The sequence below is a fragment of the Methanosaeta sp. UBA458 genome (assembly GCF_002496085.1).
Taxonomy (GTDB): Archaea; Halobacteriota; Methanosarcinia; order Methanotrichales; family Methanotrichaceae; genus Methanothrix; species Methanothrix soehngenii.
Window position 1 is genome coordinate 6,962 of the sequence record NZ_DAIK01000073.1, and the last position, 12,099, is coordinate 19,060.

The 12,099-nt window shown below is 53.0% G+C and carries 13 protein-coding genes, 1 other RNA gene and 1 pseudogene; 8 read left to right on the plus strand and 7 right to left on the minus strand.

Going from position 1 to position 12,099, the window contains the following annotated elements; all coding sequences use genetic code 11:
- Window positions 1–391 (plus strand): annotated as a pseudogene (locus tag BP822_RS05080) (type II methionyl aminopeptidase); the annotation flags it as partial.
- Between the two features lie 60 nt (window positions 392–451).
- Here the strand turns inward: BP822_RS05080 and BP822_RS05085 are convergent.
- The 3 genes from BP822_RS05085 to BP822_RS05095 form a co-directional block, all read right to left on the minus strand.
- Entirely contained in the window at window positions 452–1,051 is a 600-nt protein-coding gene (locus tag BP822_RS05085; RefSeq protein ID WP_013719534.1) for a DUF2150 family protein, read from the minus strand.
- 28 nt (window positions 1,052–1,079) lie between these two features.
- Window positions 1,080–1,589: a KEOPS complex subunit Cgi121 gene (gene cgi121, locus BP822_RS05090; protein WP_048132176.1), complete on the minus strand. Its 510-nt coding sequence runs from the start codon at window positions 1,587–1,589 to the stop codon at window positions 1,080–1,082.
- Window positions 1,590–1,776: 187 nt separating this feature from the next.
- The gene (locus BP822_RS05095) at window positions 1,777–2,637 is read right to left on the minus strand and encodes a coiled-coil protein (RefSeq protein ID WP_013719532.1); all 861 of its coding nucleotides are present in this window, start codon (window positions 2,635–2,637) and stop codon (window positions 1,777–1,779) included.
- 548 nt (window positions 2,638–3,185) lie between these two features.
- Here BP822_RS05095 and BP822_RS05100 point away from each other — a divergent pair.
- Both BP822_RS05100 and BP822_RS05105 read left to right on the plus strand, forming a co-directional pair.
- On the plus strand, window positions 3,186–4,109 hold the full coding sequence (locus BP822_RS05100) for a hypothetical protein (RefSeq protein WP_013719531.1): 924 nt from the start codon (window positions 3,186–3,188) through the stop codon (window positions 4,107–4,109).
- A gap of 31 nt (window positions 4,110–4,140) precedes the next feature.
- Complete coding sequence (locus BP822_RS05105; protein ID WP_013719530.1) at window positions 4,141–4,773, plus strand: 6-hydroxymethylpterin diphosphokinase MptE-like protein; 633 nt, start codon at window positions 4,141–4,143, stop codon at window positions 4,771–4,773.
- Between the two features lie 70 nt (window positions 4,774–4,843).
- Here the strand turns inward: BP822_RS05105 and tmk are convergent, their stop codons facing one another.
- The gene (tmk, locus tag BP822_RS05110; RefSeq protein WP_013719529.1) at window positions 4,844–5,479 is read right to left on the minus strand and encodes a dTMP kinase; all 636 of its coding nucleotides are present in this window, start codon (window positions 5,477–5,479) and stop codon (window positions 4,844–4,846) included.
- A 383-nt stretch (window positions 5,480–5,862) separates the two neighbouring features.
- Here tmk and BP822_RS05115 point away from each other — a divergent pair, with 383 nt between their 5' ends.
- Window positions 5,863–6,798 carry a manganese-dependent inorganic pyrophosphatase gene (locus BP822_RS05115; protein WP_013719528.1) on the plus strand — a complete coding sequence of 312 codons (936 nt, stop codon included), beginning with the start codon at window positions 5,863–5,865 and terminating at the stop codon, window positions 6,796–6,798.
- 129 nt (window positions 6,799–6,927) lie between these two features.
- Here BP822_RS05115 and BP822_RS05120 read toward each other — a convergent pair whose 3' ends face one another.
- Window positions 6,928–8,199 (minus strand): tRNA(Ile)(2)-agmatinylcytidine synthase, encoded by a 1,272-nt coding sequence (locus tag BP822_RS05120; RefSeq protein ID WP_013719527.1) that lies wholly within the window; start codon window positions 8,197–8,199, stop codon window positions 6,928–6,930.
- Between the two features lie 39 nt (window positions 8,200–8,238).
- Between BP822_RS05120 and BP822_RS05125 the strand changes: the two genes are divergently transcribed.
- The gene (locus tag BP822_RS05125) at window positions 8,239–9,165 is read left to right on the plus strand and encodes a transcriptional regulator (RefSeq protein WP_048132174.1); all 927 of its coding nucleotides are present in this window, start codon (window positions 8,239–8,241) and stop codon (window positions 9,163–9,165) included.
- Window positions 9,166–9,237: 72 nt separating this feature from the next.
- Window positions 9,238–10,209 carry a phosphoribulokinase gene (locus tag BP822_RS05130; protein WP_013719525.1) on the plus strand — a complete coding sequence of 324 codons (972 nt, stop codon included), beginning with the start codon at window positions 9,238–9,240 and terminating at the stop codon, window positions 10,207–10,209.
- 8 nt (window positions 10,210–10,217) lie between these two features.
- On the opposite strand, the gene BP822_RS05135 is transcribed toward BP822_RS05130, so the two are convergent.
- On the minus strand, window positions 10,218–10,472 hold the full coding sequence (locus BP822_RS05135; protein ID WP_273278196.1) for a transcriptional regulator: 255 nt from the start codon (window positions 10,470–10,472) through the stop codon (window positions 10,218–10,220).
- Between the two features lie 56 nt (window positions 10,473–10,528).
- Here BP822_RS05135 and ffs point away from each other — a divergent pair.
- Window positions 10,529–10,843: signal recognition particle sRNA (gene ffs / locus BP822_RS05140), an RNA gene on the plus strand.
- 78 nt (window positions 10,844–10,921) lie between these two features.
- Window positions 10,922–11,389, plus strand: a complete 468-nt coding sequence (locus BP822_RS05145) for an HAD family hydrolase (protein WP_273278195.1) — start codon at window positions 10,922–10,924, stop codon at window positions 11,387–11,389.
- Between the two features lie 91 nt (window positions 11,390–11,480).
- Here BP822_RS05145 and BP822_RS05150 read toward each other — a convergent pair.
- The coding region (locus tag BP822_RS05150) for a nitroreductase family protein (protein WP_286877868.1) at window positions 11,481–12,099 on the minus strand (619 nt) is incomplete at its 5' end.

Here is a 12,099-nt window from a genome sequence, read left to right on the forward strand (position 1 = left end):
GCCAGCGGTGCCGAACAAGAGAATGGATAAGGGAGTGATCCTAAAAGAGGGGGATGTCATCGCCATTGAGCCCTTCGCCACCAATGGCTCGGGGAGGATCAGCGAGGCGCCCATCACTGAGATCTATGGATTCGGCGGGTCCCGGCCCCAGAGGCTTCCCGCGGCCAGAGCCCTGATGAAGGAGATCGTGGAGAGCTATAAGACACTACCTTTCGCCAGACGGTGGTTGAAGGCCGAGAGGGCGGAATATGCATTGATGCATCTCGTGCGGAGCGGCGCTGTGCACGGATACCCGGTACTATGGGAGGTTGAGGGGGCGCTGGTCTCCCAGGCAGAGCATACGGTCCTGATTCTGGAAAATGGATGTGAAGTGACAACCAGGATAGGCTAGAGGCTTCTTTTTATCATTTATTCTCCTGTCGAAGGAAAAACAGGGCAGAATTAAGCGAGACTAATCACCCTCACCTGTATCCTCCGATCCGTCCTCATCCTTATAGCTGTCATCGCCTATCATGGCCGCGGAGATGGCATCAATGCCGTCCATCAGCTCAGCAGTCATACAATAAGGCAGCTCGCCGATCTCGGGAAGATTCTCCCCACCGATCACCCTGGCCCCCACCTGGCTGAGCAGATCGAAGGCCTCATCCAGATTCTCCTTCTCCTCTGCCGCTACTGCCCTTGCCACCAGCTCATCGAGGGGGCTCTCCCGATCGAAGCTTCCGGTGATATAGCGCTGGCTGGAGACGAATACAGCAGCAAGCGAGGTCTTGAGTGATTCTATCATCAGATCGGCATCCTCTCCAAGGGATTCGTGCTCCTGGAAGACAATTGAACGGATGGCCTCGATATCGTCCAAAGCCTCTTCAGCGCTTATGATCTCTCTTTCAAAGCGGGCAATGACCTTGAGACAGGCCAAAACCACATCGTCCATGATATAGATGAAGACCGCTCCCGAGTTCTTATCATCGGATTCTGTGAGCTTGAAGTTGCTGTCCTTCACCTTGTTCATCCAGTTAAGCCAACGCTTCTGGGTATAGAATTCTTCCTTCATTGTAGAACTCATCCTTTCTCTATACAATTCAGCGGTATGTATCCGCCAGGGCAACTCTCTCGATAACCAGATCCTCTATCCTGTCCTCTCCCACCGAATCAAGCTCTGCAGAAGAGATATTAAAAACCTCTTTTACCGCATTGTATCGGCAGGAGCAGCCCAGTCCATCCGGCTTTAGAAGTCTAGACAGCTCTATTTCATCTGGCCAGTTGCATTGGCCCTCCAGGCTGGCGAGGACGAGGGCTATGCGCTCGGTCTTATCTGATACACCCATATTTAGGGCCCTCTCAATCTGCCTCTCTCCGGAAGCATATCTCATTATCTCCATGCCAACATCCTTGGCGATGTTTCTTCTCTGAGAGAAGGCGGATAAGGCCTTTTCCGTGGCGAAGAGGATATGCCTATTGCTTACCACTTTATCTGCATCCAAAGCCTGCACAATACAACCGTATCGATGTTGCAGATCCTTTATTGCCGATATGAGATCCTTTCTATCAGGGATGGCCGGCCTTCCGAAGAGGAGGCGGATTTCGTTCATCACTCCGAGATCGGATCTGCTGCTCTAAAAGCTTGCGGTCCTGTAAATCGATTCCCAGCAGAATGGGCTAAACGCTGCCACTTGACTGGATCGAAAACATCAGGCAAGCCCAAGAATAAATCAAGAAATGCTAAAATCTGAGAAAGGGCAGTTTATCTGCCCAATTAGGTGGAAATTTTCGAGCCTTTCAGACCAGGCCGGCACGCTGCAACCTTAGCAAATCTGCCGTATTCAGCTTTTCGCCCTGTCGGAAGTGGGTAAGGATCTCTTCTGCCTCGCGCTTGGCAACCTCTTTGGCGCGATCCTCTTTGATATCCTTATTCTTCTTCTTCAAGCCCATGATCACTTTTTCGAAGTCGCGAACCTCTCGCTGGGTGCGGATGAACTCCTTATGCTGCTCATCTGCAGCCTCCTGGGCCTTTACAAACTCCTTGTGAGCGGCATCTGCTTCCGCACGGGTCTGATCGGCTTCCTTGAAGGTCGCAATCATCTGATCATGGTATTCCTGGGCCAGCTCTGCGTACTTTGTGACGTCATCGTGGTGCTTTGATGCCTCATCCCTCAATGCTTGAGCCTCATCCAGAAGCTTCCTCAGCTCCTCGTTCTTCTCAAGCTGCTCCTTGCGACTCTTAAACTCCGCATGCAGGGAGGCAATCTTATCCACCAGTTGCTTCTCTTTATCTGGGCTCAAGACCTCAGTCTGCTGCCTAAACTCAAGATGATCAATCTCCCGGCGCAAGTCTCTTATCGAACGATCACCAGTGAGGTTGTACTTCTTGCGGATATCGTCTATCCTGGCATAGAGCTGATTGGTCTTCTCGTTGAACTCGTCCCTGTGCTTTTTGGATTCAGCCACATTCTTGTTATTCTCATCCCGCAGCTTCTTGAGCTCTTGGGCCTTGTCGATCAACTCTTTGGTGGCCTTGTTAAGCTCATTTCTTTTGGCGGCCCACTTGCTCGCCTCTGCGTTCAGTTGGCTGCGTCTGTCCTTAAAGGCAAGGGACTCCTGCCTGAGTTTGCCTCTTTTCTCTTCTAGTTCTGCCAGCATCCCCCGTTTGTCCTCCTGTTCCAGCCCACGGCTGGGGTTTGGTCCCGCTCCGGAACCAAAAAACCCGGGAATCCTTCGCCAGGGTGGCGAAGCGCTTTTCTATGGCGCGATACATATGGGTTTTTTATACGCCCAACTCGTTTTTCAAATGGAATTGCCGGGCTAGTGCACAAAGGTGCACTATTCTCATTCCAGATTATCCACTGCTCAGTTGTTTGATGCAAGCGGTATGATCAAAAATGGCCTTTCCATAAGATCAACAGGAGCGAGCATATTAATACCTATCGAGAAACCCTTTACGTATTAACCTTTTGGTTATCTCCGGACAATGGCCAAAAGGATCAATCCCTCAATTGACCACTCCATAGCAGAGAAGGGGTCTACCATGACGCAGTGAAGGGCAAAATCCCGCCTTTGCATGCAAAAGGCAATCAACAGATTGAAATAGGTGATTTGACCAAAAGAAAAGAAGGAATATTAATGGAAATGGCAATATTCGCTTAGATGGAGGGATTGATCTGAAGGCCAGACTAGCAGCGCTGACAGCAATGATTTTGATTGCTTTCACGGGGAATTCATTAGCAGCAACCGATAATGACATTAATGAAGGGTATAAATACACCAACGCTATCCTGCAAAAGAATACCACATTCGACTTCGAGCAGAGCGTGCAGGGTAACGGCTACTTCATGACTTATATTTATGCCAAAGCGGGCAATACCGCAGTCAAAAACTACGCCCACGGCAGTGGCTCATTGAACAGCGAGTCCCTCTTGACATTACAGGATATGGACCGCCTTACCCACGATGCCAACGCAGACTACAATGATTATTATCAGAACTGCATTGAGTTCAAAGAGGATGTCTCCATGGTCTATGCGCCCATGAGGATTGCAGTTGGAACAGGATATTATGCAGCAAATCCCCTGGACTACAGCTCCCTGCTCAAGGAGAAGACCTGGGTAAAGAACTACCGCGCCGGCACCAGCATGCATCATGAGGTCGAGTATGCCCATGCACTGGATAAGGAGTTGAACATAGTCGTCAAAGAGGTCTTCAATAAGACCTACGATCCTGAGATCTTCGGCATTGGCTATACCCAGATGACCATAAATGAGGATATGACCGACGGAAAGGCTCACATTGGTGTCCTGCAGGCCGCCGACAACTATGCCAGCCTGGATGACGGAGACTTTACCGCCGAGAACCTCGCGATCAGGAAAACTGCCTGGAGAAATCCAGCAATTGAGATAGACGAAGACTACTGGGGAACCTATCATATCGAAAAGAACATGACGCTGGAGACTCCCTACCGTCTGGTTCAGAAGAATGAGGACTGGCTGCCCTGCTGCTTCGGCGGCTTTGACAGCATGACTTCTGCCGAAAAGAAGTACATCAAGTCTGCAACCGGTATCTTCGATTGCACCTGCTTTAAGGCACCAACCCAGGCCCAGTTTCAAAGAACCTACTAAGTGAGGGAGAAACACTCCCGCTTTTTTTAATATGCAGTTCGCTACGTGGGAGCCATTCTACAATCAGATATTGCAGGACTTCGGCTTCTCTTCTGCCAGGGATGAAGAGGGAGCGCATCTACTGGCAGAGCTTTTGCAGTATTCCGGAGATTGTCGCCCATCGGCAGAGGAACGGATTCGCGGGAGAAAGGCAGTGATATTTGGCAATGCTCCATCCCTTGACCGCGAGCTTGATGCGCTGCCCCCTATGGATGCTGCCCGCATCGCTGCGGACGGGGCGGCAGCAGTTCTCTTAAGAAGGGGAATTGTGCCGGATGTTGTGGTTTCCGACCTGGACGGCCCCTTTCCTGCAATTCTGGAGGCCTGCCAGAAGAAAGCGATCATCGTCGTTCATGCTCACGGAGACAATCTGGATGCCTTAGCCAGATATGTGCCCCAGCTGGAGAATGTCATCGGCACCTGCCAGTGCCGGCCATCGGGTGGACTGTACAACTTTGGGGGATTCACAGACGGAGATCGGTCCGTATTCCTGGCGGTCGAGCTCGGGGCGTCCTCAATTGAGCTGGTGGGCTTTGACTTTGAGGACCAGAGCGTGACCCCCCGAAAAAGAAAGAAGCTGGCCTGGGCGAAGAGGCTAATAGAGATCGCCCTATCCGAAAAGTGAGCTTGTGTATCAGGAGCGAGCTGATCTTGCCGCTGCTCGGGTTGCCCTTCCAGTCCCCAACAAGGTCTGGCTAGGTCAGCATTTCAAGTATGGAAGATACAGCGCTCTCTGCCACCGCATCCTCATCGAGGCTCGCATCTATGATCACAAAGCGCTCTGGCTCCAGGGATGCCAGCCTGCGAAAGTTCCCGTCCACCTGGCGCAAAAACTCCTGCCGTTCGAACTTCTCTCTCCCCGAACGAGAGCTGATTCTCTGCACTGATAATTGGGGATCCAAAAGGAAGAGGAGAGTCCTGTCCGGGCGCAGGTTCCATGGTCGATAGATCTCTCTGATCCAGACCAGGGGATCGGGAACAATCCCTTTCAGAGTCACCCCCTGATAGGCAGCGGTGGAGTCGGCATACCGATCGCATAAGACAATTGCCCCCGCCTCCAAAGATGGGATTATGGTATCGGCCAGGTGGCGGGCATGGTCTGCCATGAAGAGGAAGAGCTCTTCCATGTGCTCGGCAAATGATAGCTCGCCGGTCGATTCCCTCAATATCTCTGAACGCAGTATCCTCCCAGCAGCGCTGTTGGAGGGCTCAGCGGTGATGAGCAGCGTTCTTTCCGGAACCAGCTCCTTCAGCTTTGCCGCAATATGGCGGATCGCTGTGCTCTTTCCCGAGCCGTCGATCCCCTCCAGTGTGATAAGCAGGCCTTTCACAACTTCAGAAAGGCCATAATGAAGATTAATTTGTCGCCCGATACTAACTCTGGCACGTCATCCGATGGGTATCCGCAGTCAGGCCAGCAACCCTCGCAACGGGCGTCTGTACCGCATTTGGGTTGTCTCATGGTCATAGGTAGACGATAGTCAGTATCCTACCATAAGGACCTATCAACGCGGCCTGTAGTCCCTATCCTGCACCGGCACTCACGGCAGAACATACTCTAAGCTCGTGTCAGCCCTCGAAAGGGACATTACAAGAATTCATCCATGATTAATAAAGTTATCTACATACGATATAATAATCGACTCATATCGGAGCGCTGCCGCCAGTAAGCTTTAAGTTAGTGTTCTACATTAACAATGCTGAGGTGCTTCGTTTGACCGACAAGATCTATGTAATCGGGCACAAGAGTCCTGATACCGATTCTGTAACATCTGCCATAACCTATGCCAATCTGAAGAACGCCCTGGGAATGAAAGAGGCCGTACCTGCCGCCGCAGGAGACATAAATGCCGAGACCAAGTTCCTGCTGGACCACTTCAAGGTTCCTTACCCGGAGAAGCTCACCGATGCTACAGACAAGAAAGTGATACTGGTAGACCACAATGAGATGGCCCAGGCGGTGGACAATCTCAATATGGAGAACATCGTGGAGATCGTGGACCACCACAAGATAGGGGGCCTGGCTACAGGAAAGCCCATATTCTTCCTCAATGAGCCGGTGGGCGCGACTGGCGGCATCATCGCGAACCTCTATGAGATGAACAATGTGCCGATCAGCAAGGAGATGGCTGGCCTGATGATGTCCGCCATCCTCTCAGATACCGTCCTATTCAAGTCGCCCACCTGCACTCCTCGCGACAAGACCGCAGTGGAGAAGCTGGCCAAAATCGCTGGCGTCGATCCGATGAGTTTCGGTATGGAGCTGCTGAAGGCCAAGAGCGATGTCTCATCCAAGTCGGCCAAGGATATTCTCCTGGGAGACTTCAAGAAGTTCGACTTCTCCGGCACAAAGTCCGGCGTTGGTCAGATCGAGGTCATGGATCTGAAGGACCTGGAGCCCAAGAGAGCGGCAATCCTGGAAGAGATGAACAAGATGAAGGACGCTGAAGGTCTGGATATGATCGTTCTGATGCTCACCGATGTCATGAAAGAGGCAAGCGACATTCTCTTCGTAGGAAATGCCCAGGCAGCGGCAGGATTTGAGAAGGCATTCGGCGGCAAGATCCAGAATAACTCCATCTACAAGGAAAAGGTACTCTCCAGGAAAAAGCAGGTTGTCCCGCCCCTGGAAGGCGCCTTCAAGAAATAAATCATCTGGATTTGTGGCCGATGGGCCACCTTTAGTTTTTCTCTTTTTTGCATTCTTTTCCCTTTGCCAGCACACCATCCCGCCTAAATCGCCACCGTCCTGCAACTGATTGCCCACAGTTGAAGTGGTCTAGCGGCTGGGGTGAATGCATAGATCCTTCTGTTTCAAGCGCACCAAAGGCATTGAGAGATGGCGGCGAGCGCAGGGAGGCACCTCATAAAACCCGGTCTCAAGATCACGGGCCCGATTCTCTATTTCGCGAGAGGATGATCTGGTCTTGCAGCGACGGCAGCGGTAGCCCTGGCCCTTGCCCGCGGACTCCATCCTTCTATGGCATTGAGGGCATAAGGGCGCTGCCTGTACCTTTTCGGGAGCAAGATGGAGGATGTTGATCTTCTCCAGGTTCAGCGTTCCATCCCGCACCGAACCGAAGACCTCCAGCTCATCCCCCGGCCGCAGCTCTTTTATGATATTGCGGAAGTTCTTGGTGGGCTCGAAGGCTGCGCACTCAATCCTGCCCCCCCCATTCAGCCCCACTCCCTCATTATGAAGGGTCAAGAATACGTGTCCACCAGCGATCACCCTGGCCGGCCCGGCGACAAAACCGTGCAGCCGGTAGCTCTGGCTGTCCTTTGCCCGGGCTATCTGGCCTTCGAGGATATGGGCATCTGTGCCCTGGTTGGTCTGATAGAGCACATACCTCTCCACCGGCTCAGATCTTATGGTCTCAAATGCTCTTTTAATGGCCACTGGATCCGAGCCTCTTATGCCGAAGAGGACTGGATCAGCAGAATGGGGCGCGAATACCACTCTATGGTTATGATGGTCCACAGTATCCCAGGTCTGGGGATAAGTGAGCCTGTCCGCTTCCCATACGGTGGCGGGATCTATGAACCTGGGCGTGCCCCACTGGCTGCGCTGCCGATAGGCTATCAGCTCATAGGTCCAGTCCGGCAGGTCTGCCCCCACCGCAGCCAGAGCGCCGATCAGACCCCTTCCCTTCTTGAAGCCCCGATACCATATCCCCTCCTCGTCCAGAAGTCGTCTCGCGGAGTCTATGCTGAGAATCTCCGTGACCGCAGAGCGATAGAAGGCCCTCATCCTCTCCGTCACCTCCTCTGCAATCACCAGTCCGGGATTGGTGTTGGAACCAGAGAAGTCGGAAAGCTCGAGAAGCGTCTGGAGAGCGATTCTCTTCACCATATCCGGGCGGCTGCTCTTAAGGCTGAAGGCGAGGGCAGCATTACCCCGGGTCTTATAGCGGGCGCAGGGATTGAGGCGGATGAGCCTGGGCAGGCCCTCGATCTCCCCCCAAGAAACGAGCCTCTCCATGAGCACCGCGGCCAGATAAGTGGTGCACAGGCCTCGTTCAGAATCGGTATCATCTATTCCAATAAACATGGTCAAGCTTAAATAGCGGTCAAACGGACATATATAATGATGGATAAGGAGCTTCTTGCCGCGCATGTGGAGGAGGTTTTGAGAGAGGCAGGATTCTCTACCTCTGACCGCTGCTATCTCCGTCCCAGGAGCTTCGACCTGGCAGCCAGAAGAGATGATCAGTTCCTTTTTTTGAAGATCCTCTCCAATATCGACGGCCTGAATGAGAGGACTGCCCTGGAGATCAGGCGTCTGGCCAAGCACCTATTAGCCAGCCCCATACTGGTCGGAGAGAAGACCCGCGACCAGTACCTGGAGAGGGGAGCGGTCTACTTCCGCTATGGCATTCCCACCCTCAGCCTGTTCACCCTGGCAGACTGCCTGCTGGAAGGGGCCTTGCCCCTGGTCTATGCGGCGCACGGCGGGCTTTATGTGCGCATCGATGGAGACCGGATGAGACAGATCCGGCTGGCACGAGGCATATCTTTGGGGGCCCTGGCCACAGAGCTAGGCGTCTCCCGCAGGACCATTAGCAAGTACGAGGTCGAGGACATGGACACCTCGGTTGATGTGGCTTTGAAGCTGGAGGAGATCTTCAATGAGGAGCTGATCGAGCCGGTAGATCCCTTCCAGACCGAGGCGGTGGCAGAGGTGAAGGGGCCGGTGACGGACAACATCCTGCGACTGCTGTTGGAGATCGGTTTTGAGGTGGTTCCCACCGCCCAGGCGCCATTTAATGCTATAACCAGGGAAGGAAAACTGGTGGTCCTCACGGGCGTGGGCAAGTTCTCCCAGAGCATAATCAAGAAGGCCCGGCTGATGAGCAGCCTCTCCTCCGTCGCCCGCACCAAGTCGGTGGTGATAGTGGACGGTGAGACGAAGCTGGAGTGCATAGAGGAGACCGCCCTCATTGAGAAAAGGGAGCTGGAGGACATCGACGAAACCCGGGATTTTGAGGATCTGGTGGCGGAAAAAAAGAGCAAATAGGCCTTAAATCATCCAAGGCATACATTCATCTATTTCTTAGCCAGAATTGCATTCTGGAGGCATTGTGCTCTCATGAGATCGCTCAAGGACAGAATCAGGGAATCGGGACGGGTATTCGTATTTGGCATTGCTGGGGATAGTGGATCGGGTAAGACCACCATCTCACGGGGCATTAGAAGGATCCTGGGGGAGGATATGGTGGCCACCTTCTCCATGGACGACTACCACTCTTTGGACAGAAGGCAGAGAAAGGAGAGAAACATCACCCCCTTGCACCCCGATGCCAATCAGTTCGACCTTTTGGCTGAGCATCTGGAAGCCCTGCGGAGAAATGAGAGAATAGACAAACCGGTCTACGACCACCGCACCGGAGAGATCTCAGGGACGGTGCCCTTCGGCCCGGCGCCGGTGATAATCGTAGAGGGCCTTCACCCCCTTTACACCGAGCGGCTGAGAAGCCAGATCGACTTCAAGATATTCGTCGATCCCTCCCGGTCGGTGAAAAGGCTGTGGAAGATCAGGAGAGATGTGGGCGAGCGGGGCTATGAGACAGGACAGGTGATGGCAGAGATTCTGCAGCGCGAGCCGGACTACAAGCTCTATGTGGACATCCAGAAGATCTATGCCCAGATTGTGATCAAGATTCAAGACTCCCGTTTTCATCCCTCTCTACTCGATTCCCAGTCCACCCTGGACTGGTACTCGGTGCGGCTGATCATGGAGATAATGGAGCATCCCGTGTCCGAGGTGAGCATGAACATCGATCTCTCCAAGATTCTGCGCCGATCGGAGCATGAGTTTTCCATTGAGTTTCAGAGGGATGACTACTACGGGAAAAGGGTGGGGATCATGACCATGGACGGGGAGATTCATCAATCCATGATCTCTGACCTGGAGAAGAAGCTGGGAGAATCCCTGGGAACGGACGGCATGATCAGCGATCGAAGGGAAGAATACGTCAATGCCATCGGCCTGGCCCAGCTCATCTTAACCTGGAACTGCGTGGAGAAGCTGGACTATCTCCTCCAGGAAGAGGGCTATTAGAGGCTTACTCAGCCTCTTTTCTTAAGCTCCTTTTCTATCTCTTCTCCAGCCCCGGTAAGTCCCCAGATGCCATTCTCCTCTCGGACCAGATCCCGCTCTGCCATCTCCGCCAGTATCTTCTTGACTGACGGGGCAGGGATATGAGTGACCTTGGCCACCTTATCTGACTCCATCTTCCCCTTGGAGCCCAGGATCTGGACAATCCTTTCCCGCTGCTTGTTTCCCATGATGAAACCCATAATTGTATCCATGTCATCTGCCATATTTTGCACCTCTTTTTTGCGTTAGCTTTATTAGCTGTACACCTCAATGTTAAAAGTGGCGGGCAGTCCGGGTGGTTCGGCGTCACCTATAACCCGAAATCGTCGATACGCGGGGGGCGAAGCTGACGGAAGACCTCGGGCGCTGTGCGTTCAGTCCAGCTGCCGACTATGATTCTCCGTCCTGTAGGGATAGCACCGGTCCATGGGTCCTTCTGAGGAATGACCCGTGTACCATAATTGCAGGAACCGGTTCAGGCCCGGAAGGGAGCAGACCCACTGCGGGTAACTGTCGCTTATAGGTGTAAGGGGAGGAGAAAGCATCGGGAAAAACTGGCGCATAAGCCTGGGGGCGACTGCCGGCGTGCTCGCCATTTAACGCTGCCCTGAAAACATTCATATATAGCTCTGCATAATGATTCTATCCGGTTGATATCATTACTGGCAATTCCATGCGCCCTGCGATCTTCTTCGACCTCACCCATACCCTGCTTGAAAAGGTGAACGGTCAGTACTATCTCTACAGCGATGCATTGGAGACCTTGAAGGCGCTGCGTGAGCGCGGCTACCGGCTGGGAGTGATCTCCAACCTGTCTGAAGAGGTAACAGTCGACGAGGTGCACTCCTTTCTGGAGGAATGCAGAATCGCCTCGTTCATTGACCCCCATCTTATAGTCCTCTCCTCTGAGCACCCTGAAAATATCAAAAAGCCGGATAAGCGAATCTTCGACCGGGCACTGGAAAAGAGCGGACTGGTGAAAGCAGAGAATAAGGCCATATTTGTCACCGAGGAGCACGAGCACATCCTTGCCGCTCGAAGCTATGGCTGGAGGGCGATACTGAAGCGGAACTGGGGCGAATGCCAGCCGGAAGATGGTGAATGCGTCTTAAGCCTGACGGGACTGCTCAGCTTGCTGTGAAAAGATAGATTTGGCTCTCCAAAAGCTCGATTGGAACTCAGAGGCCAGAGCTCAGGTCAATTATGTCCAGAAAACGTTATTGATCGATGCTTCAGATCCACCTGAGCACCTTCGCCTCCCTTGGCATTGCCTCCGGGACCTCCTTTGGATAGCCGAAGATCAGCGGGGCCATGAGCTCGTGGTCCTCGGGAATTCCGATCTGGGCCAGAGATTCCGGAACATGGTTCAAGTGATCGGCAAATCCGATGAAGCAGCTTCCCAGCCCCTCCTGGAAGGCGAAGAGAAACATATTCTGCGCAGCCAGGCCGCAGTCTAAGAAATTCACCACCCTCCACAGGGGATTGGGACTCTTTTTAACGCTGATGAAAATAAGAAGAGGAGCGCCATAGAAGATCATATCTCGCTCCGACTTTGATGCTGCCTCGGACTCCTCCAAGAAAGGCATGCTTTTCATCACCAGCTCCCTCGTCTTGCGAGAGAGGCTCTCTATGACCTCCCGGTCCTGGATGACTGTGAACCTCCAGGGCTGCTCATTCATCCCAGAGGGGGCCCAGACCGCGGCATCAAGCAATCCGTCTATGACCTCTTTGGGCACGGGCCGGTCCAGATAGCTCCTCACACTTCTTCTGCCTTTAATGCAAAGATCCAGCTCCATGGATGAATAGTTGCCTCTGATCGATATTAAAGGTATCACATAAACACAGGCTGGA